The following is a 24,749-nucleotide window of genomic DNA, read 5'->3' as shown; positions in this document are numbered from 1 at the left end:
TCGGTCTGTCAGTAGAGCCACGCCATGCGTGGATGTGCCGACCAGGGTCGGCACCTACCAGACCTGCCGCATCGCCACCCGCAGATGCATTGGAAATCCCAGCGCGGCCTCTTCGGCCATCACCGCGCGCAGGCCCTCGCTCCACTGCGCCTCGGGCACTACCTCGAACCCTTCGCTGGCGTAGAAGGCTGCATTCCACGGCACATCGCTCAAGGTGGTCAGCACCGCTGCAGCAAAGCCAGTGGCCCTGGCCTGCGCCAAGGCATGCCGCAGCAATGCACGGCCATGGCCACGACGCGCGTGCGCTGGATCCACATCCATCTGCAGGACATGGAACTCGCCTGCCAGGTCGCCGGCCAGCAGGTAGCCGGCAACACCGCCGGCGGCGCCATCCACCACCCACAGCTGCCCACGCTCAAGGCCTTCCTGCAGCGTCGGCAGGTCCAGGCCGTGGCTGGCAAACACCGGATAGGCCTCGTGACCCCTCAGCAGTTCGCCGGCACGTTGTTCGATCGCCGGCAGCACACCCAGCTCATCGGTGCGCGGAACCCGTGGCTCAGGACTTCTTGACCGGGCGCTTCCAGCCATCGATGGTTTCCTGTCGTGCACGTGCCAGCGTCAGCTTGCCGTCCGGCGCGGTGCGGGTGATGACCGACCCGGCAGCGATGGTCGCGCCCTCGCCGATGGTGATCGGTGCCACCAGCGAGCTGTTGGAGCCGATGAAGGCGTTGTCGCCGATGGTGGTGGTCGACTTGTTCACGCCATCGTAGTTGCAGGTGATGGTGCCGGCACCGATGTTCACCCTGCTGCCGATCACCGCGTCACCCAGGTAGGTGAGATGGTTGGCCTTGCTGCCGACGCCGAGGGTGACCTTCTTGGTTTCGACGAAGTTGCCGACGTGTACGCCATCGGCCAGCACGGTACCCGGCCGCAAGCGTGCGAACGGGCCGATCTGCGCGGCACCTTCGGTCACCACGCCTTCCAGGTCGCAATGCGCGCGCACTTCGGTGCCGGGCCCCAGGTTGACGTCCTTCAGCCGGTTGAACGGGCCTACGGTAACGCCGTCACCGAGCACGACGTTGCCTTCAAGAACAACGTCGACATCGATCAGTACATCGCTGCCCACGGTGACGGTGCCACGGATATCCAGTCGTGCCGGGTCACGCACGCGCGCGCCCTGAGCGCACAGTGCACGCACCGCACGCCGCTGCCAGGCGCGCTCCAGCTGCGACAGCTGCCATGGATCATTCGCCCCCTCGGCCTCCTGTGCATCGGCGACCAGGGCCATCTCGGCCGGGGTGTACTCATGCGCGGCGAACGCGAACACATCGGTAAGGTAGTACTCGCCCTGCGCATTGCTGTTGGACAGCTGCGACAACCAGCGGCGCAGCGCGGTCGACTCTGCGGCGATGATGCCGGTGTTGATCGTGCGCACGCGCAGCTGGTCGTCGGTGGCGTCCTTCTGCTCGACGATGGAGCCCACCTTGCCCTCTGCATCGCGCAGCACCCGGCCGTACCCGGTCGGGTCATCGACATCGGCCACCAGCACTGCCAGCCGGCCCGGCTGCGCCAGCAGGTCGCGCAGGGTCTGCGCGCGGATCAGCGGCACATCGCCGTACAGCACCAGCACCTGCGCGGCATCGGGAACCTGCGGCATTGCCTGCGCCACTGCGTGGCCGGTACCGAGCTGCTGGACCTGTTCGGCCCACTGCAGGTCGGGCTGGCCGGCGAAGTACTGACGCACCGCCTCGCCACCATGGCCGTAAACCACGTGGATGGCCGCCGGCTGCAGCTCGCGGGCCGTATCGATCACGTGCGCCAGCATCGGCTGGCCGGCGATCGGCTGCAGCACCTTCGGCAGCACCGACTTCATGCGCTTGCCGGCGCCGGCGGCGAGGATGATGACGTGCAGGGCTTGGGTCATGGGAGCAGCAGTCCGTAGTTCGTTGCCGGTGATTCTAGAGCGTGGGCCGTTAACATGGGCATCCCTCCTCCTTCACCACGCCGATGAGCCTGCTCCGCCAGGGAAGCACCTACCTCGTGATCGGGCTCGTGCAGCTGCTGGTCGATTGGCTGGTGTTCGTGGTCGCCACCGCGCTGGGCATGCCGGTCGCGCCGGCCAACATCGCCGGTCGCCTGGCCGGCATGCTGCTGGGCTTCTGGCTCAACGGCCGCTACACCTTTGCCGAGGCCGGCACCCGCAAGCTGGGATGGAAGCGCTTTGCACGTTTCTTCGGGCTGTGGCTGCTGCTGACGGCGACGAGCACGCTGCTGGTCAGCCTGGTCGACCAGGCGCTGGGCCTGCAATTCACGTGGCTGGCCAAGCCGCTGGTGGAAGGCGGGCTGGCATGCGTGTCGTTCCTGTTGATGCGCTACGTGGTGTATCGCTGAGACGAGGCGGGAATCGGGATGCCGGATTGGGGGCGGGAACCGGAACGGTAGAGTCGACTGTCAGTCGACTGCTCTTCCGTGAGGTCGCGAAAATCCCGAGCTGCGCGCGGTAGTCGACTGACAGTCGACTCTACCCCGTCGGCTCTACCCAATCGGCCCTGCCCCGCCCCAAACAAAAACGCCGGCACAGGGCCGGCGTTCTCGTGGATGCAGCGCGAACCTCAGTGCTTGAGATTCTTGCGCAGGCGTTCCAGTGCCTGCAGCTGGACGACGGCTTCAGCCAGCTTCTGCTGGGCTTCGGCCACTTCCATCGCTTCGCCGCGGTTGGCCAGGATGCGTTCGGCTTCTTCCTTGGCCTTGCGGACCGAGGCTTCGTCGATGTCCTGCGCGCGGATCGCGGTGTCGGCCAGCACGGTCACCACCTGCGGCTGCACTTCCAGGATACCGCCGGAGATGGCGAAATCCAGCTGCTCGCCGTTCGGCGTGGTGACCACCACCTTGCCCGGCTTCAGGCGGGTGATCAGCGGCGCGTGCTTGGGCGCGATGCCCAGTTCACCCAGCTCACCGGTGGCCACGACCAGGGTCGCTTCGCCACGGAAGATTTCCTGCTCGGCGCTGACGATGTCGCAACGGATCGTGCTCATGCAAATCTCTTCGCTGTTCGCGGCGGCGCAATGCCACCGTGGGGGTCCACCGGCGCGGGCGGTTGCCCGGCGCCGGCGTCAGGTCGGGCAGGATCGCTCCCGCCCGTCCCGGATCAGGCCTTCTCGGCCATCTTCTTGGCCTTCTCGACCGCTTCTTCGATGCCGCCGACCATGTAGAACGCCTGCTCCGGCAGGTGGTCGTACTCGCCATCGACGATGGCCTTGAAGCCACGGATGGTGTCCTTCAGCGGCACGTACTTGCCCGGCGAACCGGTGAACACTTCGGCCACGTGGAACGGCTGGCTGAAGAAGCGCTCGATCTTACGGGCGCGCGACACGGCCTGCTTGTCCTCTTCGGACAGTTCGTCCATGCCCAGGATCGCGATGATGTCCTTCAGTTCCTTGTACTTCTGCAGGGTCTGCTGGACGCGCTGGGCGGTGTCATAGTGCTCGTGGCCGATCACCAGCGGATCCATCTGGCGGCTGGTGGAGTCCAGCGGATCGACGGCCGGGTAGATACCCAGCGAGGCGATCGAACGCGACAGGGTGACGGTCGAGTCCAGGTGGGCGAAGGTGGTCGCCGGCGACGGGTCGGTCAGGTCGTCCGCGGGAACGTAGACGGCCTGGATCGAGGTGATCGAGCCGTTCTTGGTCGAGGTGATGCGCTCCTGCAGGACGCCCATTTCCTCGGCCAGGGTCGGCTGGTAACCCACCGCGGACGGCATACGGCCCAGCAGTGCCGACACTTCGGTACCGGCCAAGGTGTAGCGGTAGATGTTGTCGACGAACAACAGGACGTCCTTGCCCTTGCCGTTTTCGTCCTTCTCGTCGCGGAAGTACTCGGCCATGGTCAGGCCGGTCAGCGCGACGCGCAGGCGGTTGCCCGGCGGCTCGTTCATCTGGCCGTACACCATCGCCACCTTGTCCAGGACGTTGGAGTCCTTCATTTCGTGGTAGAAGTCGTTGCCCTCACGGGTACGCTCACCCACGCCGGCGAACACGGACAGGCCGCTGTGCGCCTTGGCGATGTTGTTGATCAGCTCCATCATGTTGACGGTCTTGCCGACGCCGGCGCCGCCGAACAGGCCGACCTTGCCGCCCTTGGCGAACGGGCACATCAGGTCGATGACCTTGATGCCGGTTTCCAGCAGCTCGGTGGCCGGGGACTGGTCTTCATACGACGGCGCAGCGCGGTGGATTTCCCAGTTGTCGCTGGCAGCGACCGGGCCGGCTTCGTCGATCGGACGGCCCAGCACGTCCATGATGCGGCCCAGGGTGCCGGCGCCGACCGGCACCGAAATGCCGCGGCCGGTGTTGACGGCAACCAGGTTGCGCTTCAGGCCGTCGGTGGAACCGAGGGCGATGGTACGCACCACGCCGTCGCCCAGCTGCTGCTGGACTTCGAGGGTGATCTCGGTGTTTTCGACCTTCAGTGCGTCGTACACCTTCGGCACCGATTCACGCGGGAATTCGACGTCGACGACCGCGCCGATGATCTGAACGATCTTGCCCTGACTCATTGCTGCATCCTCTAATGTGTGCTTTGAACGAACGCGGTCAGACTGCTGCCGCGCCGCCGACGATTTCGGAGATTTCCTGGGTGATCGCTGCCTGGCGCGCCTTGTTGTAGACGAGCTGCAGAGTGCCGATCAGCTTGTTGGCGTTGTCGCTCGCCGCCTTCATCGCAACCATGCGTGCGGCATGCTCGGAGGCGACGTTTTCCAGCAGTGCCTGGTACACCAGCGACTCGATGTAACGCGTCATCACGTGCTCCAGCACGGTCGCGGCATCGGGTTCGTACAGGTAGTCCCAGTCGTGGTGAGCGACCTGCTTCTCGGCCGGCGGCAGCGGCAGCAGCTGATCGAAGCTGGCCTTCTGCACCATGGTGTTCACGAAGCGGTTGTAGACCAGGTAAACGCGGTCGATCTTGCCTTCGGTGAAGGCGTCGAGCATGACCTTGATCACACCGATCAGCGATTCCAGCTTCGGCACGTCGCCGATGTGGGTCACGCTGCCGACCATGTTGACCTTCACGCGGCGGAAGAAGGTCGATGCCTTCTGGCCGATGGTCACCAGGTCCACTTCGGCACCCTTGTCCTGCCATGCCTTGGCTTCGCCCAGCATCTTGCGGAACAGGTTGTTGTTCAGGCCGCCGGCCAGACCGCGATCGGAGGAGATCACGATGAAACCGACCCGCTTGACCTGCTCACGCTCGACCAGGAACGGATGCTGGTAGTCGGTGCTGGCCTGGGCCAGGTGACCGATCACCTGCTTCATCGCCTGCGCGTACGGACGCGAGGTCTTCATCCGATCCTGCGCCTTGCGGATCTTGGAGGCCGAGACCATTTCCAGGGCGCGCGTCACCTTGCGGGTGTTCTGCACGCTCTTGATCTTGGTTTTGATTTCGCGTCCGCTTGCCATCTCTTGTTTCCCGTGGCGCGGGGCTGATGCCCCGCGTTGTTCAACCGTTTGTCATCTGGTCCAGCGGAGCCGGTGGCTCCGCTCTACAGGACCGCGATTACCAGCTGCCGGTGGTCTTGAACTCGGCGATGCCCTTCTTGAAGGCACCTTCGATGTCGTTGTCCCAACCGCCGGTAGCGTTGACCTTGCTGATCAGCTCGCCCTGGGTATTGGCGAAGTGGGCGTGCAGGCCTTCTTCGAACGCCAGCAGCTTGTTGACCGGCACGTCGTCGAGGTAACCCTCGTTGACGGCGTAGATCGACAGCGCCTGGTTGGCGATCGACATCGGCGCGTACTGCTTCTGCTTCATCAGCTCGGTGACGCGCTGGCCACGCTCCAGCTGCTTGCGGGTCGCTTCGTCCAGGTCCGAGGCGAACTGCGCGAAGGCAGCCAGTTCACGGTACTGGGCCAGCGAGATACGGATGCCGCCCGACAGCTTCTTGATGATCTTGGTCTGGGCCGAGCCACCGACGCGCGACACCGAGATACCGGCGTTCACGGCCGGGCGGATGCCGGCGTTGAACAGATCGGTTTCCAGGAAGATCTGGCCGTCGGTGATCGAGATCACGTTGGTCGGAACGAAGGCGGACACGTCGCCGGCCTGGGTTTCGATGATCGGCAGCGCGGTCAGCGAACCGGTCTTGCCGGTGACCTTGCCTTCGGTGAACTTCTCGACATATTCCTCGGACACGCGGGCTGCACGCTCGAGCAGACGGGAGTGCAGGTAGAACACGTCACCCGGGTAGGCTTCGCGGCCCGGCGGGCGCTTCAGGAGCAGCGAGATCTGGCGGTAGGCGACAGCCTGCTTGGACAGATCGTCGTACACGATCAGCGCGTCTTCGCCGCGGTCCATGAAGTACTCACCCATGGTGCAGCCCGAGTAGGCGCTGATGTACTGCATGGCAGCCGATTCGGAAGCGGTCGCGGCGACCACGATGGTGTGGGCCAGCGCGCCGTTCTCTTCCAGCTTGCGCACGATGTTGGCGATGGTCGACGCCTTCTGGCCGATCGCAACGTAGACGCACTTGATGCCGGTGCCCTTCTGGTTGATCACCGCATCGATCGCCATGGCGGTCTTGCCGGTCTGGCGGTCACCGATGATCAGCTCGCGCTGGCCACGGCCGATCGGGATCATCGAGTCGACCGACTTGTAACCGGTCTGCACCGGCTGGTCGACCGACTTGCGCCAGATCACGCCCGGAGCAACGCGCTCCACCGGAGCGGTCAGGTCGGTGCCCAGCGGGCCCTTGCCGTCGATCGGCTCGCCCAGCGCGTTCACGACGCGGCCCAGCAGTTCCGGACCGACCGGCACTTCCAGGATGCGGCCGGTGGTCTTGGCGACGTCGCCTTCGCGCAGGTGCTCGTAGTCACCCAGGACCACGGCGCCGACCGAGTCGCGCTCCAGGTTCAGGGCCAGGGCGAAGGTGTTGTTCGGCAGTTCGATCATTTCGCCCTGCATCACGTCGGCCAGACCGAAGATGCGCACGATGCCGTCGGACACGCTGGTCACGGTGCCTTCGTTGCGCGATTCCGCGGCCAGCTTGACCTTCTCGATGCGGTTCTTGATCAGTTCGCTGATTTCGGAGGGGTTGAGCGTGGTTGCCATCGTCAAGTCCTAGTGCCGGCAGCGGGGCCGGACGTTAAATGAATTCAGTTAGCGAGCGCGGTCTGCAGACGGGCCAGCTTGCCCTTCAGCGAACCATCGATGACCACGTCGCCGGCGTCGATCACGGCGCCGCCGATCAGCGAAGCATCGACCGCAGTGGTCACGTCGACCTCGCGGTTGAAGCGCTTGCGCAGCGCGACCTTGATCGCGTCCAGCTCGCCGGCCGACAGCTCGGCAGCCGAGGTGACGGTGGCCTTGACCACGTGCTCGGCTTCGGCGCGCAGGGCGTCGAACATGCCGGAGATTTCCGGCAGCAGCGGCAGACGATGCGATTCGGCCAGGATGGCCAGGAAGCGCGAGTAGGTCTCGCCGTGGGACACCGGCGCCAGCAGGGCGACGGCGTCGTCACGACCCAGCTCCGGGTTGGCGAGCAGGGCCGCCACGCGCGGGTCGGCGGCGACGTGGGCGGAGAACGCCAGGGCGTCCGACCACGGCGCGAACGCGCCTTCGTCGCGCGCGGTCGCGAACGCGGCGCGGGCGTACGGGCGGGCAAGCGTGAGGGCCTGGCTCATCCTTAGATCTCCGAGGCCAGCTCGTCGAGCAGCGCCTTGTGGGCGTTGGCGTCGATTTCGCGCTTGAGCAGCTTTTCGGCACCGGTCACGGCCAGCGCGGACACCTGCTTGCGCAGATCTTCACGGGCACGGTTGGCGGCGGCGTCGATTTCAGCCTGGGCCAGTTCCTTCTGACGGGTGGCTTCGGTGATCGCTTCGTTGCGGGCAGCATCAACGATCTGGTTGGCACGCGCATGGGCCTGATCGATGATCTCGTTGGCCTTGGTGCGGGCTTCCTTCAGCGCTTCGTTGACCTTCTCCTGCGCCTGGGCCAGATCTTTCTGGCTGCGGTCGGCAGCAGCGAGGCCTTCAGCAATCTTCTGCTGGCGCTCTTCGATCGCGTTCATCAGCGGCGGCCAGATCTTGGTCGCGATGATCCAGATCAGACCAGCGAAGGCCAGCGCCTGCGCAAGAAGGGTGAAATTGATATTCATGGTTAGCTCGATCGCTGGTTTCGGGGTGGACGCGCCGCCGAAGCGGCACATCCGGCCTTCATCCGAAACCGGGTGCATCAGCACCCGGTCGTCTCAAACCGCTGTATCAGCCGGCCAGAGCCTTGGTGACGGCGCCAGCGAAGGCAGCCGACAGCGGGTTGGCGAAGGCCAGCAGCAGGCCAACGGCGACCGAGATGATGAACGCGGCGTCGATCAGGCCGGCGGTGATGAACATGCGGACCTGCAGGACCGGGATCAGTTCCGGCTGGCGGGCGGCCGACTCCAGGAACTTACCAGCCATGATGGCCAGACCCAGACCGGCGCCCAGCGCGGCCAGGCCGATCATGATGCCGACGGCAAGGGCGGTGGAGCTCTGAATCTGCGCGAAGTTGGTCAGGACGGCGAAGTACATGGTTATCTCCAGGAACTTAAGTTGCTAAGGGTGATGAAACGGATGAAGGTTGAAACGCGTTGAAGCTTGAAACTCAGTGAGCGTCTTCCGACAGGCTCAGGTACACGATCGACAGCATCATGAAGATGAAGGCCTGCAGCGGGATCACCAGCAGGTGGAACAGCATCCAGCCGAGGCCGAACACACCACCGGCAATGGCACCGAAGAAACCGGCACCACCCAGCACCCAGATCAGCAGGAACACGATTTCGCCGCCGAACATGTTGCCGAACAGTCGCATCGCCAGCGAGATCGGCTTGCTCAGCCACTCGACGATGTTGAGGATCAGGTTGAACGGCATCATCCACTTGCCGAACGGCGCCGTCAGGAATTCCTTGATGAAGCCGCCCAGGCCCTTCGACTTCAGTGCGAAGAACAGCATCAGGAAGAACACGCTGATGGCCATGCCCAGGGTGGCATTGACGTCAGCGGTCGGGACCGGCTTCCAGTAGTGCACGCCCGCCCATTCCAGCGGCTTGGCGATGAAATCGGCCGGGATCATCTTCAGCAGATTCATCAGCAGAATCCAGAAGAAGATGGTGATGGCGATCGGCGTGACCAGCTTGCTCTTGCCGTGGTAGGTGTCCTTGGCCTGGCGGTCGACGAACTCCAGGCAGATCTCGACGAAGGCCTGCCACTTGCCCGGTACGCCGGCGGTGGCCTTGCGGGTGCCCAGCCAGAACGCCACAACGATCACCAGGCCCATCAGGACCGCGGTGAGGAAGGTATCGACGTGGATATGCCAGAACATACCCTCACCCTTGCCGACCGGCGCGGTCAGGTTGTGCAGGTGATGCTGGATGTAGCTGGTAGGGGTTAGAGCCTCGCCCGCCATGTGTCCGGAACCTTCAGTTAATTGAATTCTGTCAACGCCTGGCCATCGCCAGGACCTGGAACATCAAGCCGACGGCGATACCGGCCAACAGCGCCAATGCAGGCAGCTTGAAGACCAGGAACCCCACCAGCAGGACGCCGAAAACCACGACCCACTTGGCCACGATCGCAATGATCAGGCGAGCCATCGCCGATCCTGCGGCCACCGCACCACCCCCCAGCGCCATCCTTGCCGCCACCCAGCCACCGGCCGAAATGGCCACACCGGACGCCAGCGCGCCGAGGGCATATTTCGGACCGACCAGCAGGAAGGCCAGGGCCAGGACAGCGACCGCGGCCAGCGGGTAGACCGCGGCGCGCAGCATCAGTCGCCGACCCGCATCAACGGAGTTCAGCACAGGACGTCCCGCGTGGTTGCAAGTGGAAGGCTGAGGCGGCTACAGCAGGGGGGCCTCATCGAGCCGCCAAATTATAGCAATGGGACAATTTGCGAGACAACCGCTGCCTGTTCATCCCGGGAAGCCGCAAGTTGCGGTAACGGTTACATTTTTGCGTACCACCCGGGGGACAATGACGTCCGCATGATGCTGCACCGCAGTATTGAACTTTGGTCGCAGGCGAGGAACTTTCGCCGGATGCGCGGGTCCGATCTTTCGACCTGCCCGCAGCATCCTCGTCGGCTCCACCCCGCAGGTCCCACGATGGCCCCGAAGCCCGTCTCCGGGGCCATCTTTTTGCATCGTCGCGACAGCACTGAACCGTGCACATGCCGTGGACCATACGTTCACGGATGGTGGACGGGCCTGTCCGGCACAGTGGTCTTCATTCTGATGAACCACTGCAAGGACTCTTCGATGCGCCCCGTACCCACCCTGCTCGCTCTCTCCCTGATCGCCGCCGGCGCCTCGTTCGCCACCGCTGCCCACGCCGCCGAAGGCGACGACCGCTTTGCCCTGCGCCTGGGTGCGATGAACATCGACTCGGACAACACGCTCCGCGGCAAGACCAATGTCGCCGGGCAGGACATCGGTTTCTCCGAGGACTTCAAGCTGGGTGGCAAGGAGTGGGAGCCGCGCATTGACGGCATGTTCCGCATCAGCAACCGCCAGCGCCTGCTGTTCAACTATTTCAAGTACGACAAGGACCGCCGCGAGACCCTCGGCCAGGACATCTCCTTCGGTGACGTCAACGTGCCGTCCGGCAGCTTCGTCAAGGGCGAACTGAAGTACCAGGTGGCCAGCCTGGTCTATGACTACTCGGTGGTGGACACCGATACGTTCGACCTCGGCCTGCAGCTGGGTGCCGAGTACGCCAAGGTCAGCACCAAGGCCTACGCCGACCTCGGCACCGTGTACGAAGGCCAGTTCCTCAACGAGAAGACCGACGGCGTGGCGCCAGTGGTCGGTGCGCGATTGAGCTTCACCCCGTCCGAGAAGTGGATGATCACCCTGCAGGGCCAGTACCTCAACACGCGCTGGGGCAGCTTCGATGACTACAAGGGCGATCTGAGCCGCGCCAACGCCATCGTCGATTACCGCTTCACCAGGAACTTCGGTGTGTTCGCCGGCTACGACTGGTTCAAGCTCGATGCGGACAAGAAGGGCAGCGACGGCACCATCGGCCTGAAGCAGGAATTCAAGGGCCCGGTGGCCGGCGTCAGCTTCGTGTTCTGACACCCGCCCCTTCCACGGCTCTCTCTCTCCTGGCGCGGCCTCCGGAACATCGGGGCCGCGTTTTTTGTGGCATCGTCGAGCAGAGAAGCAGGTTGGCCGAGCGCGGGGGGAGAGGGGCTTGCGTGCGAATGTCCCCCGGCGCCGGCCTGCGGCCGTCACCTCCTCCTTTACTTCGCACACAAGCCCCTCTCCCCCCGCGCATCAGGCATCCACGCGGCCCAGGCAGTGGCTCTGGACTGTCCGCAAGCCGAGCCGCTGCGTGGGTGGCCGGCGTCTGGACAAAGTAAAGGAGGAGGCGACCGCCGCAGGCGGACGACGGGGGACATTTGTCCAGACGCCGGCCACCCACGCAGCGGCCCGAACGCTCGCAATGAGAGTGATCGAAGCTCAACAAAAAAACCCCGGTAGATGCCGGGGCTTTTCGTTCGGAACGGCGCGGGCGCCTTACTTCTTCTTCGGCATGTACAGATCGGTGATCGTGCCGTCGTAGATTTCCGAGGCCATCGCCACCGATTCGCTCAACGTCGGGTGCGCATGGATGGTGTGGCCGATGTCTTCGGCTTCGGCACCCATCTCGATGGCCAGGCCGATCTCGGCCAGCAGGTCACCGGCATGCACGCCGACGATCGCGCCGCCGATGATGCGGTGGGTCTCCTCATCGAAGATCAGCTTGGTGAAGCCCTCGGTGCGACCGATGCCGATCGCGCGGCCGCTGGCGGCCCACGGGAACTTGGCCACGCCGACCTTCAGGCCCTTGGCCTTGGCTTCGGTCTCGGTCACGCCCACCCAGGCGATTTCCGGGTTGGTGTAGGCCACCGACGGAATCACACGGGCGACCCATTCCTTCTTGTGGCCAGCAGCCACTTCAGCAGCCAGCTTGCCTTCGTGCGTTGCCTTGTGCGCCAGCATCGGGTTGCCGACGATGTCGCCGATGGCAAAGATGTGCGGCACGTTGGTGCGCATCTGGCGATCAACCGGGATGAAGCCACGCTCGGTGACCTGCACACCGGCCTTCTCGGCATCGATCTTCTTGCCGTTCGGCGAACGCCCGACGGCCACCAGCACACGGTCGAAAGTGCCCTGCGCCAGCGCCGGCGCCTGGCCTTCCTCGGCCGCCTCGAAGGTCACAGTGATGCCCTTGGCATCGGCGGTGACGCCCGAGGCCTTGGTCTTCAGGTGCACTTCGATGCCCTGCTTCTTCAGGCGGTCGGCCAGCGGCTTGACCAGGTCCTTGTCGGCGCCCGGCATCAGCTGGTCCATGAACTCGACCACGGTGACCTTGCTGCCCAGTGCGCTGTACACAGTGGCCATTTCCAGGCCGATGATGCCGCCGCCGACGACCAGCAGCGAGCCCGGCACTTCGGCCAGCTCCAGCGCGTCGGTGGAATCCATCACGCGCTTGTCGTCCCACGGGAAGTTCGGCAGCTTCACCGCCTGCGAACCAGCGGCAATGATGCACTTCTGGAAGCGCAGCAGCTGGGTGCTGCCGTCTGCGGCGGTGATCTCCAGTTCGTTGGCCGAGATGAACCTGCCGACGCCCTGCACGTTGCGGACCTTGCGCTGCTTGGCCATGCCGGCCAGGCCCTTGGTCAGCTGGTTGACGACCTTTTCCTTGTACTGGCGCAGCTTGTCCAGGGTGATGGTCGGCTTGCCGAACTCGACGCCGAAATCGCCGGCGTGGGCCACTTCGTCGATCACCGCGGCAGCGTGCAGCAGCGCCTTGGACGGAATGCAACCGACGTTGAGGCAGACGCCGCCGAGGCTGGCGTAGCGCTCGACCAGCACCGTATCCAGGCCGACGTCGGCGGCGCGGAAGGCGGCGGTGTAGCCGCCCGGGCCGGAGCCCAGCACGACCATTTCGCATTCGATGTCGGCCGGCTTGCCACTGGACAGCGCCGGCTTCGGTGCCACCGGCTCGGCCGGGGCGCGGTGCGAGGGGGTCACCGGCGGCTTGCTGGCCGGAGCGGCCGCAGCCGGAGCCGGCGCAGCGGCCTTGGCGGGGGCATCGGCGGCGCCTTCAGCGTCCAGCACCACGACCACGGCGCCTTCGGACAGGGTATCGCCCAGCTTGACCTTGATCTCCTTGACCACGCCGGCCGCCGAGGACGGCACTTCCAGGGTGGCCTTGTCCGACTCCAGGGTCACCAGGCCCTGGTCCTTCTTCACCGTGTCGCCGACGGCGACCAACACTTCGATCACCGGCACATCGCTGTAATCGCCGATGTCGGGAACCTTGACTTCAATCGTGGCCATGGTGGTTTTCCTTGTGCCCGGCCGGCATGGCCGGCGGGCTGTCACTGCATCTGTTCACGCGGCCGCGCCAGGGGCAGCGGCCGCACGGTGGGGGCGAAGCGATGCCTTACAGCAGCACGCGGCGCATGTCGGCCAGCACCTGCGACAGGTACGTGGTGAAGCGTGCGGCCAGAGCGCCGTCGATGACGCGGTGGTCGTAGCTCAGCGACAGCGGCAGCATCAACTTCGGCGCGAACTCCTTGCCATTCCAGACCGGCTGGATGGAGGACTTGGACACGCCCAGGATGGCCACTTCCGGTGCATTGACGATCGGAGTGAACGCGGTGCCGCCAATGCCGCCCAGCGAGCTGATCGAGAAGCAGCCGCCGCTCATGTCGGCCGGGCCCAGCTTGCCGTCGCGCGCCTTCTTGGCCAGCTCGCCGGTTTCCTGCGCGATCTGCACCACGCCCTTCTTGTCCACGTCGCGGATGACCGGCACGACCAGGCCGTTCGGCGTATCGGCGGCAAAGCCGATGTGGAAGTACTTCTTCAGGGTCAGGTTCTCACCGCTGGCGTCGAGCGAGGCGTTGAATTCCGGGAACTTCTTCAGCGCCGCGGCGCTGGCCTTGATCAGGAAGGCAAGCATGGTCAGCTTGATGCCGGCCTTCTCGTTTTCCTTGTTCAGCGCCACGCGCAGGCCTTCCAGGTCGGTGATGTCGGCCTGTTCGAACTGGGTGACGTGCGGGATCATCGCCCAGTTGCGGGCCAGGTTCGCGCCGGAGATCTTCTTGATGCGCGACAGCGGCTGGACTTCGGTCTCGCCGAACTTGCTGAAGTCGACCTTCGGCCACGGCAGCAGGTTCAGGCCACCACCGGCGGCGACGGCGCCACCGGCAGCTGCTGGCACACCACCACTGAGTGCGGCCTTGACGAACTTCTGCACGTCAGCCTTGGTGATGCGGCCCCCCTTCTCGGTGCCGTTGATCTGCAGCAGGTCCACGCCCAGCTCGCGGGCGAACACGCGCACCGCCGGGGTGGCGTACGGCACCTTGGCCGGCAGCACGCCATCGGCGTTGAACTGCACCGGCGGGCTGGACGGGGTGCCGGCCAAAGCGATCTCGCGCGCCGCCAGCTTGTCCGGCTGTGCCGGCACAGCGACCGGCTCGACCTTGGTGGCGGTCTCGGCGGCAGCCGGAGCAGCGGCAGCCGCCGCCTTGGTCGGTGCCGGCGCGGCAGCGCCTTCGGCATCAATGATGGCAACCACGTCGCCCTGCGACAGGTTGTCGCCCACCTTGACCTTGATCTCCTTGACCACACCGGCCACTGACGACGGCACCTCCATCGTGGCCTTGTCGCTTTCCAGCGTGACCAGGCCCTGGTCCTTCTTGACCGTGTCGCCGACGGCGACCAGCACTTCGATGACCGGGATGCCGGCGTAGTCGCCGATGTCCGGCACCAGCGCTTCCACTGCGCCACCGCTGGCGGCCGGAGTGGCCGGAGCGGCCGGAGCGGCCGGAGCGGCCGCCGCAGCGGCGGCCGGGGCCGGCGCGCTCTGGGTGGCGGCAGCCGGGGCAGCGGACTTGGCCGGTGCCGGTGCGGCGGCGGCCGGCGCGGCGGCTTCGCCTTCGGCCACTTCGATCAGCGCCACGACCTTGCCTTCGGACAGGCTGTCGCCCACCTTGACCTTCAGTTCCTTGACCACGCCTGCCACCGAGGACGGCACTTCCATCGTCGCCTTGTCGCTTTCCAGCGTCACCAGGCCCTGGTCCTTCTTGACCGTGTCGCCGACGGCGACAAGCACCTCGATTACCGGGATATCGCTGTAGTCACCGATATCGGGGACAAGTGCTTCCTTGATTTCGGCCATGGGGATAACTCCGGCAATCTGGTGTAGGGAAACGTCTATTGTGCGGCCAGCGGGGTCCAGCGCCAACCGTTACAGGTGTTTTCAGTACGCACGCAGCCGGGACAGGCTGTTGCCCACGGGTCCCGGCCGCGACCAGTCGGTAGCGTATTGTCCGGACGATGTCCGCTTCATGTCGCCAGTGCGTCTGCAACCGGCTGCCAGGCCTGGCGCAGGCGCGGCAACGACCACGCCGCATTGGCCGGGCTGGTCGAGGGCAATGCAACCACCTGTGGCGGGGCCTCCAGCTGCGGCAGCACCCAGCGCTGGAACGCCTGCCATGATGCAGCGCCATTGCAGCCGATCAGCGTCAGCTCAGGCAACGTGGCGATCAGTTCCGGCAGTGCATTGGCCACTTCCGTGCCACGCACGATGTCCGCGTCCAGGCTGCCTCGGCGCTCGCAGCGACCGATCACATCCCACAGACCGATGCCCGCGGCATTCAATGCCTGCAGCCGCGCGGCGTAGGCCAGATCCGCGTCGAAACCACAGATGTCGGCCATCAGCGGCCAGAAGCGGTTGCGCGGATGGGCGTAATAGCGCTGCTCCTGCAGGGACGCCACGCCCGGCATCGAGCCCAGCAGCAGCACCCGGCACTCCACGTTCACCTGCGCTTGCAGGCCAATGCACAACGTTGCTGTGCTCACATCTTCTCCAACTGCATGAATGTCCCCGAGCGCCAGAAACCCCATGAATACAGGCGTTCCGTACCCGTCGCTGAACAAGGAAAACTATTTTTTAACGTGCGTCGGATTCGATTCATGTTGGGGCGACTACGGTGTGCTCGCCCCGCAACCGGGGGCCCAAAACAAGAAACATTAGGAGATACCCCCATGCGCTCCATCCGTATCCTGAGTCTCGCCCTGCTGACCTCCGCCGCCTTCGCGCCGGCCGCTTTCGCCCAGGACAGCAGCAGCACCGACACCGCGTCGGGCAAGCATTTTGCCGTTGTTGGCGGCATCTCGCTGCTGGAACCGAAGAACGACCCGATCTCCGGCGTGAAGAAGACCGATGGTGGTCCGGCGCCGACCGTCAGCTTCAGCTACTACATCAACGACAACTGGGCCGTTGAACTGTGGGGCGCCGCTGACAAGTTCGACAACAAGTTCAAGGGCCCGAACAACGCCCGCCTGGGCTCGGTCGAGCAGCAGCCGGTCGCGCTGAGCGGCCAGTACCACTTCGGCCAGGCTGACAACGTGTTCCGTCCGTTCGTGGGCGTCGGCTACTACCAGTCGAGCTTCAGCAACGAGAAGCTGGGCAACGGCGCTGACACCGACATCCGCTTCAAGGATGCCAAGGGCGTGATCGGCACCGTCGGCGTCGACATGAACATCAACTCCACCTGGTTTGCCCGTGCTGACGCCCGCTACATGCGCGCCCGCCCGGACATCAAGGTTGGCGGCGAGAAGATCGGCGAAGCCAAGATGGATCCGTGGACCGTCGGCTTCGGCATCGGCGCCCGCTTCTGATCCAGGCTGCACCTGCTTCACTGATGCAACGCGACGGGCCCTTCGGGGCCCGTCGTCGTTTCCGTCACCGGCGTTCTGTAGAGTCGAGCCCATGCTCGACTGCCTTTTTGTAGAGTCGAGCCAAGCCCCCTATCCCGAGTCGAGCGGCGGGCTCCGCGCGCATTGCGATGCGTTACGTTCAATGGCGCCCACGGTCAATGGTGGCGCGGCTCGGCTCTACAGACACAGGACGCGGAGACACGATGGACGACGTCGACCTGCTGGTGATCGGTGGCGGCATCAACGGTGCCGGCATCGCCCGTGACGCCAGCGGCCGCGGCCTGCGCGTGCTGCTGTGCGAGCAGCACGACCTGGCCGCGCATACCTCCAGCGCCAGCAGCAAGCTGATCCACGGCGGCCTGCGCTACCTGGAACAGGGCGAGCTCGGGCTGGTGCGCAAGGCGCTGGGCGAACGCGAGGTGGTACGCCGGCAGGCGCCCCATCTGGTCCATCCATTGCGCTTCGTGCTGCCGTGGGAACCCCATCTGCGCCCACGCTGGATGCTACGCGCGGGACTGTGGCTGTATGACCACCTGGGCCGTCGCAGCCCGGCATTTCCCGCCTCGCGCGCCCTGGACCTTCAGCGCGATCCGCTCGGCCCCTGGCTTTCCCCGGATCTGCGGCAGGCCTTCAGCTACGCCGACGCGCAGGTCGATGACGCGCGACTGGTGCTGCTCAACGCCCTGGATGCCGCGCAGCGGGGCGCACAGGTGCGTGTGCGCAGCCGCTGCATCGACCTGCAGCCCTTGCAGGGCCGGTGGCAGGCGGTGCTGGAATCCGCTGATGGCCAGCAGCAGGTGACCGCGCGCGCCGTCGCCAATGCGGCAGGGCCGTGGGCCGGCGGCCTGCTGGAACGGATGGAGGCACGCAGTGGCGGCCCCGCGCTGCGGCTGGTACAAGGCAGCCACATCGTCCTGCGCCGGCCCTGGCCCGATGACAGCGCGTGCCTGCTGCAGCAACCCGATCGACGCGTGGTGTTCCTGTTGCCCTTCGCCCACGACCACCTGCTGGTTGGCACCACCGACACCGACTATCGCGGCGACCCGGCGCGCTGCGGCGTGCTGCCTTCAGAGGTGGCGTACCTGTGCGAAGCGGCCAACCGCTACCTGCATGAACCCATCGCGCCGGAAGATGTGGTCTGGCAGTTCGCCGGTGTCCGCCCGCTGCTGGCTGATCCCGATCCGCGCGCGGCAAGACTCAGCCGCGATTACCGCCTGCAGCTCCAGGTGGACCCGGCACCGGCGCTGCATGTGCTGGGCGGCAAGCTGACCACCTACCGGGTGCTGGCCGAGGAAGCGCTGGAGCTGCTGCGGCCCGCCCTGCCGCAGATGGGAGCGGCGTGGACAGCAGACGGGGACCCGCTGCCAGGCAGCGACTGGGGCGACGCCGCGCAGGCGGGCGCGCATCTGCAGGTATCGGCACCCTGGTTGCCCGCAGGTATCGCGCGACGCTGGGCCGGGGCCTATGGCAGTCGCAGCGCGGAACTGCTGCAGGGTGTACGGGGCCTGCACGATCTTGGCGAGGCGTTTGGCGGCGGCCTGCATGCCCGGGAAGTGGCCTTTCTGCGCGAGCAAGAGTGGGCGCGCACTGCCGAGGACGTGCTGTGGCGAAGGAGCAAGCTGGGGTTGCGGCTGGACGCTGCGCAGGTGACACGGCTGCAGGCGTGGATCGAACACTCCACTCTGTAGAGCCGAGCCATGCTCGGCTGCGTTGTGCAAATGCAGCCGAGCATGGCTCGGCTCTACAGAGAGAAAGGTAAGTTACCCTGACTGCTCTACCGGAGACGCTGCATGACGCCCCGCTACGTGCTGGCCATCGACCAGGGCACCACCAGTTCGCGCGCGATCCTGTTCGACCGTGCCGGCGACATCATCGGCAGCGCGCAACGCGAGTTCGCGCAGATCTTCCCGCAACCCGGCTGGGTCGAGCATGACCCGCGCGAGATCCTCACCAGCGTCTATGCCACGCTGACCGAACTGCTCAGTCGCGGGCAGATCGACCCGCGCCATATCGCCGCACTGGGCATCACCAACCAGCGCGAAACCACCGTGGTCTGGGACCGTGCCACCGGCCAGCCGATCCACAACGCCATCGTCTGGCAATCGCGGCAGAGCCACGCCATCTGTGAACGACTGAAGTCCGAAGGCCATGAAGCGCTGATCCGCGAGCGGACCGGCCTGCTGATCGATGCCTATTTTTCTGCGACCAAGGTGCGCTGGATCCTCGACCACGTGGAAGGTGCGCAGCAGCGCGCCGAACGTGGCGAGCTGCTGTTTGGCACCATCGACAGCTGGCTGGTGTGGAACCTCAGCGGCGGCCAGGCGCATGTGACCGACTACAGCAACGCGGCGCGCACGCTGTTGTTCAACATCCACACGCTGGACTGGGATGACGATCTGCTGGCCCTGCTCGACATCCCGCGCGCGATGCTGCCGCAGGTGCGCGACTCCAGTGCGGTGTACGCACACACCCGGCCGCAGTTCTTCTTCGACCACCCGATCCCGATCGCCGGCATCGCCGGTGACCAGCAGGCGGCACTGTTCGGCCAGGCCTGTTTCCAGCCGGGCATGGTCAAGAACACCTATGGCACCGGTTGCTTCATGTTGATGCATACCGGCGCGCAGGCGGTACGGTCGCGCAACGGCCTGCTGACCACCATTGCCTGGGGCCTGGACGGGCGCGTGGAGTATGCGCTGGAAGGCTCGATCTTCATCGCCGGCTCGGTGGTGCAGTGGCTGCGCGACGGACTGCGCATGATCGAACGCGCCAGCGACAGCCAGGCACTGGCCGCGCAGGTGCCCGACAGCGGCGGCGCCTATCTGGTGCCGGCGTTTGTCGGCCTGGGTGCGCCCTATTGGCGCAGTGATGTGCGCGGTGCGATGTTTGGCTTGACCCGTGGCACGGGCAAGGCGCATTTCGTGCGCGCCGCGCTGGAAGCGATGGCCTACCAGACCCGCGACGTGCTCGATGCCATGCAGTCCGATGCGGGCATCGCACTGACCGAGCTGCGCGCTGATGGCGGCGCGATCGGCAACGACTTCCTGGCCGGCTTCCAGGCAGACATCCTCGGTGTGCCGCTGCTGCGGCCGCGGTTGACCGAAACCACCGCGCTCGGTGCGGCCTATCTGGCCGGCCTGGCCGTCGGGTTCTGGTCCAGCCGCGAACAGATCGCTGCACAGTGGGGCCTGGACCGACGCTTCGAGCCACAGATGGAGGTGTCGCGGCGCGAGAAGCTGTATGCGGGATGGCAGCAGGCGGTTGCCGCCACCCTCGCCTTCCACGTCGATTGAAACTGCAATGCCCTGCCCTGCTGCGGCACGTGGAGTGACACGGAAGAGCCGAGCGATGCTCGGCTGCCGTTGGTGAAATGCCGGAAGCAGCAGAGCCGAGCGTGGGCTCGGCTCTACAGGGAAGGCAGTGTCGACCAAGGTCGACACCCACCATTCAAATCAACAGATCAGCCGCAATCAGAACGCCGGCAGCACCGCGCCCTTGTACTTGCTCTCGATGAAGGCCTTCACCTGCGGGCTGGTCAGGGCCTTGGCCAGCTTCTGCACACGGGCGTCGTCCTTGTTGTCCGGGCGCGCGACCAGGAAGTTCACGTACGGCGAATCCTTGCTCTCGATCGCCAGCGCATCCTTGGTCGGGTTGAGGCCGGCGTCCAGCGCATAGTTGGTGTTGATCAGGGCCAGATCGACCTGGTCCAGCACGCGCGGCAGCATCGCCGAGTCCAGCTCGCGGAACTTCAGGTTCTTCGGGTTGGCGGTGATGTCACGCTGGGTCGACAGCGCGTTGGCCGGGTCCTTCAGCTCGATCACGCCAGCCTTGTGCAGCAGGATCAGCGCGCGGCTGTTGTTGCTCGGATCGTTCGGGATCACCACGTCGGCACCGTCGCGCAGCTCGGCCAGCGACTTGACCTTGCGCGAGTACGCACCGAACGGCTCGATGTGCACGCCGATCACCTTCACCAGGTCGGTCTTGCGGTCGCGGTTGTAGGCATCCAGGTACGGCTCGGTCTGGAAGTAGTTGGCGTCCACCTGCTTCTGCACCAGCTGGTCGTTGGGCTGCACGTAGTCGTTGAATACGCGCACGTCCAGGTCCACGCCTTCCTGCTTGAGGATCGGCTTGACCACCTCAAGGATCTCGGCATGCGGCACGGCCGTGGCGGCCACCACCAGCTTCTGCGAGGGCTCGCCGGACTTGCCGCAGGCGGCCAGGGCCAGCGCAGCGGCGAGCAGGGACAGCAACAGGGTCTTCTTCATGGGGGACGGGGTTCTCGGGGGGAGTGTCAGGATTTTTCGTAGTTGCTCAGGGCCAGCTCAAGCAGCGCCTTGGCCTGCTCGCGCAGCATGATCGGCTCGATGATCTCTGCATCCGAACCATAGTGCAGCACGTCCATCAGCAACTCTCGCGAGACGCTGTACGGCACCTTCAGTTCGTAGCGGCCATCGGCCAGGAAACGACCCTGCTGCTTGGAATGCCAGTGCTCGTCGGCCACCCAGCGCGCAGCCTTGGCGCTGAACAGGATGGTCGCCCAGCCCTTCGGCGCACCCGAAAAAATGCCATAGCTGGCGCCGAGCTGCTCGTCCAGCTCGCTGTCGGCGACATCGCGGGCGGCACTGTCGATTACCCGTGCCTTGTGGATGCGGTCCACCGCGAAACTGCGCAGCGCCTCGCGGTCATGGTCCCAGGCATCCAGGTACCAGTTGTCGCGATAATGGGTCAGGCGCTGCGGCGAGACGGTGCGCTTGGTCGGCTCGTCGGTGGAGCGGGCGCGGTACTCGAACGCCAGCTGACGGCGCTCCAGCACCGCCGAGGCCACGCTGCGGAAGCTGCCTTCATCGAACTTGCGGCCACGGTGCGGAATCACCCGCACGCGATCGACCGGCCAGCTGGAGACACCGGCCTGGGCTGCCAACAGGCTCTCGATGCGCTGCTGCAGCGGGGCCAGCACCGACGACAGCACGCCACCGCCGGTGCGCGCCAGCAGGTGCTGCGAGGCCAGCAGGGCATGCAGCTCCTCCGAGCTGAGCCACAGGCCGGGCAGCTCGAAGCGGTCGCTCTCGTCGGCCTGGTAGCGGAAGCCGGCCTCGCCGTCGCCCTCGATCGGTGCCATCAGCGCATCGCGCAGGAAGGCCAGGTCGCGGTAGACGGTGGCACGGGAACAACCGAGCTTGTCCTGCAGCGTCGCCACCGTCACCGGATAGCGCGCGGACTTGAGCAGACGATGCAGGGCGGTGATGCGTTCGTATCGGTCCATACCCCCGATTATGTCCGAGTCGCGGGTCTTGTGTGGGACGTTTGGGCTATCGTGGTCGCCCCCACCCCATGGAATGCCCGATGCGCCGGTTGCCTGCCCTGTCCCTGCTGGCCTGCCTGCTGCTGGCCGCCTGCGATCGCGCGCCGGCGCCGGCGGGCACCGAGGCCCCGGTACCCGCCGCCGATCCGGCACAGGCGGTGCTGGGTGCCAGCCAGCGTTTCGCCGCCCTGCGCAGCTTCCACGCCGAACTGGAAGTGCTGGGCGCGCCGCAGAGGGTACGCAGCGCCATGGACTTCGTTGCACCCGACCGTTTCCGGGTGGAGACCCCGGCCGGGCCGCAGACCATCATCGGCGACACCCTGTTCCTGCAGGCCGACGGTGCGATCCGCCAGGTGCCGGCCCCGCCCGGCCTGCTCGAGCAGTGGCGCAACCCGCTGCCGGCCGACGCCCTGCCCGCCGACCTGAAGGCCGAAGATCTCGGCAGCCAGGCGCTGGACGGGGTCGAGACCCGTCACTACCGGCTGCGCGGCAACCAGCCCGGCGAACGCCTGGAGTACTGGGTGGATGCCCAGGGCCTGCCACGCCAGATCGTGCGCAGCGGCAGCAGCAATGGCCGCAGCTTCCAGCTGCGCCTGCGCTATTCGCGCTTCAACGACCCCGCATTGCGTGTCGATCTGCCCTGAATAGGCGATCGCGGCAACGTTCGCTGAAGCACGCTTTGGATCGATTCGGACCGCCATCACGCTTCCAGTATCATCACCGGCTGTTAACCGTTCCGGAGAAGCCTCGATGTCCCTGCGCGTGTCCCTGCTGATCCCCCTGCTGCTGTGTGCGCCGCTCGCATACGCGCAGGATGCCTCCGAACTGGCGGCGATGTCCTCGCCGTGGAGCGGCAGCGGCGGCGAGCTCGGCTTTGCCTCGGCACGCGGCAACAGCAGCACCGAGAGCTTCAACGGCCGCCTGCGCCTGCGCTACACCGACGGCGACTGGGTGCACAGCATGGACCTGTTCGGCCTGCGCTCCAGCTCCAAGGTGACCGAGACCAACGACGACGGCACCACCACCCGCCGCAGCAACACCACTGCCAACCGCTACACCGGCAGTGCGGGCAGCGCGCTGCAGCTGGGCGAGCACCGCCAGCTGACGGCCACGGTGCGTACCGAGCGCGACGACTTCGCCACCTACGACCGCCAGAGCTCGTTCGGTCTGGGTTACGGCACCCGCCTGTGGAACACCGAGCGCTTCTATTTCGACGCGCAGATCGGCCCCGGCGTGCGCCGTACCCACAGCACCGAGGATGACCGCACCCGTACCGGCATGATCGGCCGCGGCCAGTTCGACCTGAAATACTCGCTGACCGACAACACCGACCTGGTGAACACGCTGCTGGTCGAATCCGGTTCGTACAACACCTTCGGCCAGAACGACTTCGGCGTCTCGGTGAGCATGAACGAGCACCTGGCGCTGAAGGCCGGCTGGCAGGCGCGTTACAACAGCGACGTCGCTGTCGACAAGCGCAAGACCGATACGCTGACCACGATGAACGTGGTCTACAAGTTCAAATAAGAAACGGGCGCCAAGGCGCCCGTTCTTCATTTCGGTAGTGCCGGCCGCTGGCCGGCAACAGCGTTCAATCGGCGGCATGAGGTTGCCGGCCAGCGGCCGGTACTACCTGCGGTGCCTCAGACGTTCAGCAGTTCGCCGGCACCGGCATCCAGCAGCATCTTCGCCACCCGCTGGCCCAGCGCTTCCGGATCACGGGCCGGGCCCACCGCTTCGGCACGCACGGCGCGGCCATCACTGGCGCTGCCGACCAGGCCCTGCAGGTGCAGGTCGTCGCCCTGCCACTGCGCGATCGCCGCCACCGGCACGTGGCAGCTGCCATGCAGCGCGCGGTTCATGGCCCGCTCGGCTTCCACGCAGGCGCGCGTGGCGGCGTCATCAAGCGTGGCGAACAGCGCCATCAGGCGCGTGTTGCCTCCGTCGCACTCTACCGCCACCGCGCCCTGCGCTGGCGCCGGCAACCACTGCGGCGGTTGCAGGCGCGCGACGATGCGCTCGCCCAGGCCCAGGCGCTCGAGGCCGGCCACCGCCAGCACGATGGCGTCGTAGCCGCCGTTGTCGAGCTTGGCCAGGCGGGTGTTGACGTTGCCACGCAGGTCCAGCAGCTCCAGGTCCGGGCGCAGCGCGCGCAGCTGGGCCTGGCGGCGCAGCGACGAGGTGCCGACCCGCGCGCCGATCGGCAGCGCGTCCAGCGAGGCGTACAGGTTGGAGACGAAACCATCGGCCGGGTCGTGCCGGGTCAGCATCGCCGGCAGCGCGAAGGGCGCGTCCAGTTCCATCGGCACATCCTTCAGCGAGTGCACGGCGCAGTCGGCCTCCCCCCGCAGCATGGCCAGCTCCAGTTCCTTCAGGAACAGGCCCTTGCCACCGATGGCGGCCAGCGAGCGGTCCAGCACCTCGTCACCGCGGGTGCTCATCGGCACCAGTTCCACGTGCAGGCCGGGGTGGGCCTGGCGCAGGCGGTCGGCGACGTGTTCGCTCTGCCAGAGGGCGAGCGGGCTCTTGCGGGTAGCGATGCGGACAGTTTCCATACGGTCATTATCGCGCCTTCGGCGCGGATACGGCCAACGGCGGAGCCCCTCGTGGCTGGCTGGGGGGCGTGAAAGCAACAGCCGTGCTTGGCCGGGCGGGATGGACTGCGCAGGGGCCGCTGCAAGTACGTCCATGTAAGCTCGGTCG

Annotated in this window: 24 protein-coding genes; 7 read left to right on the top strand and 17 right to left on the bottom strand. The window is 66.0% G+C overall.

Going from position 1 to position 24,749, the window contains the following annotated elements:
- Nucleotides 1–54: 54 nt before the first annotated feature.
- Together ACM0PB_RS05315 and glmU are read right to left on the bottom strand one after the other, a co-directional pair.
- The gene (locus ACM0PB_RS05315) at nt 55–588 is read right to left on the bottom strand and encodes a GNAT family N-acetyltransferase (protein ID WP_053497585.1); all 534 of its coding nucleotides are present in this window, start codon (nt 586–588) and stop codon (nt 55–57) included.
- Nucleotides 557–1,924, bottom strand: a complete 1,368-nt coding sequence (glmU, locus tag ACM0PB_RS05310) for a bifunctional UDP-N-acetylglucosamine diphosphorylase/glucosamine-1-phosphate N-acetyltransferase GlmU (RefSeq protein WP_065186211.1) — start codon at nt 1,922–1,924, stop codon at nt 557–559. The genes ACM0PB_RS05315 and glmU overlap by 32 nt, the downstream gene beginning before the upstream one ends.
- Nucleotides 1,925–2,007: 83 nt before the next feature.
- Between glmU and ACM0PB_RS05305 the strand changes: the two genes are divergently transcribed.
- On the top strand, nt 2,008–2,391 hold the full coding sequence (locus ACM0PB_RS05305) for a GtrA family protein (RefSeq protein ID WP_005419508.1): 384 nt from the start codon (nt 2,008–2,010) through the stop codon (nt 2,389–2,391).
- A 221-nt stretch (nt 2,392–2,612) separates the two neighbouring features.
- On the opposite strand, the gene ACM0PB_RS05300 is transcribed toward ACM0PB_RS05305, so the two are convergent.
- The 9 genes from ACM0PB_RS05300 to ACM0PB_RS05260 all read right to left on the bottom strand — a co-directional run bounded on the left by ACM0PB_RS05300 (nt 2,613) and on the right by ACM0PB_RS05260 (nt 9,829).
- Nucleotides 2,613–3,035: a F0F1 ATP synthase subunit epsilon gene (locus ACM0PB_RS05300; RefSeq protein WP_005419509.1), complete on the bottom strand. Its 423-nt coding sequence runs from the start codon at nt 3,033–3,035 to the stop codon at nt 2,613–2,615.
- A gap of 113 nt (nt 3,036–3,148) precedes the next feature.
- Nucleotides 3,149–4,555, bottom strand: coding sequence for a F0F1 ATP synthase subunit beta (gene atpD / locus ACM0PB_RS05295; protein WP_005419510.1), 1,407 nt, complete (start codon nt 4,553–4,555; stop codon nt 3,149–3,151).
- 37 nt (nt 4,556–4,592) lie between these two features.
- Complete coding sequence (atpG, locus tag ACM0PB_RS05290; protein ID WP_005411129.1) at nt 4,593–5,456, bottom strand: F0F1 ATP synthase subunit gamma; 864 nt, start codon at nt 5,454–5,456, stop codon at nt 4,593–4,595.
- Between the two features lie 97 nt (nt 5,457–5,553).
- A complete protein-coding gene (gene atpA, locus ACM0PB_RS05285) occupies nt 5,554–7,101 on the bottom strand; it encodes a F0F1 ATP synthase subunit alpha (protein ID WP_005419511.1) in 1,548 nt (515 codons plus the stop codon).
- Between the two features lie 44 nt (nt 7,102–7,145).
- A complete protein-coding gene (locus ACM0PB_RS05280) occupies nt 7,146–7,673 on the bottom strand; it encodes a F0F1 ATP synthase subunit delta (RefSeq protein WP_005411131.1) in 528 nt (175 codons plus the stop codon).
- 2 nt (nt 7,674–7,675) lie between these two features.
- Nucleotides 7,676–8,146, bottom strand: a complete 471-nt coding sequence (locus tag ACM0PB_RS05275; RefSeq protein WP_005419512.1) for a F0F1 ATP synthase subunit B — start codon at nt 8,144–8,146, stop codon at nt 7,676–7,678.
- Nucleotides 8,147–8,252: 106 nt separating this feature from the next.
- Entirely contained in the window at nt 8,253–8,558 is a 306-nt protein-coding gene (gene atpE, locus ACM0PB_RS05270; protein WP_005411133.1) for a F0F1 ATP synthase subunit C, read from the bottom strand.
- A gap of 73 nt (nt 8,559–8,631) precedes the next feature.
- Nucleotides 8,632–9,432 (bottom strand): F0F1 ATP synthase subunit A, encoded by an 801-nt coding sequence (gene atpB / locus ACM0PB_RS05265; RefSeq protein WP_005411134.1) that lies wholly within the window; start codon nt 9,430–9,432, stop codon nt 8,632–8,634.
- Nucleotides 9,433–9,463: 31 nt separating this feature from the next.
- A complete protein-coding gene (locus ACM0PB_RS05260) occupies nt 9,464–9,829 on the bottom strand; it encodes a hypothetical protein (RefSeq protein ID WP_014648497.1) in 366 nt (121 codons plus the stop codon).
- A gap of 456 nt (nt 9,830–10,285) precedes the next feature.
- Here ACM0PB_RS05260 and ACM0PB_RS05255 point away from each other — a divergent pair, with 456 nt between their 5' ends.
- On the top strand, nt 10,286–11,104 hold the full coding sequence (locus tag ACM0PB_RS05255) for a hypothetical protein (RefSeq protein WP_005419516.1): 819 nt from the start codon (nt 10,286–10,288) through the stop codon (nt 11,102–11,104).
- A 444-nt stretch (nt 11,105–11,548) separates the two neighbouring features.
- Here ACM0PB_RS05255 and lpdA read toward each other — a convergent pair whose 3' ends face one another.
- The 3 genes from lpdA to ACM0PB_RS05240 form a co-directional block, all read right to left on the bottom strand.
- The gene (lpdA, locus tag ACM0PB_RS05250) at nt 11,549–13,357 is read right to left on the bottom strand and encodes a dihydrolipoyl dehydrogenase (RefSeq protein ID WP_065178009.1); all 1,809 of its coding nucleotides are present in this window, start codon (nt 13,355–13,357) and stop codon (nt 11,549–11,551) included.
- A gap of 106 nt (nt 13,358–13,463) precedes the next feature.
- Nucleotides 13,464–15,203, bottom strand: coding sequence for a dihydrolipoyllysine-residue acetyltransferase (aceF, locus tag ACM0PB_RS05245; RefSeq protein ID WP_414604655.1), 1,740 nt, complete (start codon nt 15,201–15,203; stop codon nt 13,464–13,466).
- Nucleotides 15,204–15,370: 167 nt separating this feature from the next.
- Nucleotides 15,371–15,886, bottom strand: coding sequence for a DNA-deoxyinosine glycosylase (locus tag ACM0PB_RS05240; RefSeq protein ID WP_065178007.1), 516 nt, complete (start codon nt 15,884–15,886; stop codon nt 15,371–15,373).
- 186 nt (nt 15,887–16,072) lie between these two features.
- On the opposite strand from ACM0PB_RS05240, the gene ACM0PB_RS05235 reads away from it, so the two are divergent.
- The 3 genes from ACM0PB_RS05235 to glpK all read left to right on the top strand — a co-directional run bounded on the left by ACM0PB_RS05235 (nt 16,073) and on the right by glpK (nt 20,037).
- Entirely contained in the window at nt 16,073–16,708 is a 636-nt protein-coding gene (locus ACM0PB_RS05235) for an OmpW/AlkL family protein (protein WP_005419535.1), read from the top strand.
- 242 nt (nt 16,709–16,950) lie between these two features.
- Complete coding sequence (glpD, locus tag ACM0PB_RS05230; protein ID WP_171955783.1) at nt 16,951–18,435, top strand: glycerol-3-phosphate dehydrogenase; 1,485 nt, start codon at nt 16,951–16,953, stop codon at nt 18,433–18,435.
- Between the two features lie 102 nt (nt 18,436–18,537).
- Nucleotides 18,538–20,037 (top strand): glycerol kinase GlpK, encoded by a 1,500-nt coding sequence (glpK, locus tag ACM0PB_RS05225; protein ID WP_065178005.1) that lies wholly within the window; start codon nt 18,538–18,540, stop codon nt 20,035–20,037.
- 177 nt (nt 20,038–20,214) lie between these two features.
- Here glpK and ACM0PB_RS05220 read toward each other — a convergent pair whose 3' ends face one another.
- Entirely contained in the window at nt 20,215–21,009 is a 795-nt protein-coding gene (locus tag ACM0PB_RS05220) for a MetQ/NlpA family ABC transporter substrate-binding protein (RefSeq protein ID WP_095378260.1), read from the bottom strand.
- A gap of 26 nt (nt 21,010–21,035) precedes the next feature.
- Nucleotides 21,036–22,007 carry a helix-turn-helix transcriptional regulator gene (locus ACM0PB_RS05215; protein WP_005419539.1) on the bottom strand — a complete coding sequence of 324 codons (972 nt, stop codon included), beginning with the start codon at nt 22,005–22,007 and terminating at the stop codon, nt 21,036–21,038.
- 80 nt (nt 22,008–22,087) lie between these two features.
- Between ACM0PB_RS05215 and ACM0PB_RS05210 the strand changes: the two genes are divergently transcribed.
- Together ACM0PB_RS05210 and ACM0PB_RS05205 are read left to right on the top strand one after the other, a co-directional pair.
- Nucleotides 22,088–22,690 (top strand): LolA-like protein, encoded by a 603-nt coding sequence (locus tag ACM0PB_RS05210; protein WP_069139700.1) that lies wholly within the window; start codon nt 22,088–22,090, stop codon nt 22,688–22,690.
- A gap of 106 nt (nt 22,691–22,796) precedes the next feature.
- Entirely contained in the window at nt 22,797–23,573 is a 777-nt protein-coding gene (locus ACM0PB_RS05205; RefSeq protein WP_005419541.1) for a DUF481 domain-containing protein, read from the top strand.
- Nucleotides 23,574–23,689: 116 nt separating this feature from the next.
- On the opposite strand, the gene hemC is transcribed toward ACM0PB_RS05205, so the two are convergent.
- Entirely contained in the window at nt 23,690–24,601 is a 912-nt protein-coding gene (gene hemC, locus ACM0PB_RS05200) for a hydroxymethylbilane synthase (protein ID WP_065196509.1), read from the bottom strand.
- Nucleotides 24,602–24,749 lie beyond the last annotated feature (148 nt).

Source organism: Stenotrophomonas sp. AR029 (assembly GCF_047520695.2).
Classification (GTDB): domain Bacteria; phylum Pseudomonadota; class Gammaproteobacteria; order Xanthomonadales; family Xanthomonadaceae; genus Stenotrophomonas; species Stenotrophomonas sepilia.
This window is presented reverse-complemented; position numbering and strand designations above follow the sequence as displayed.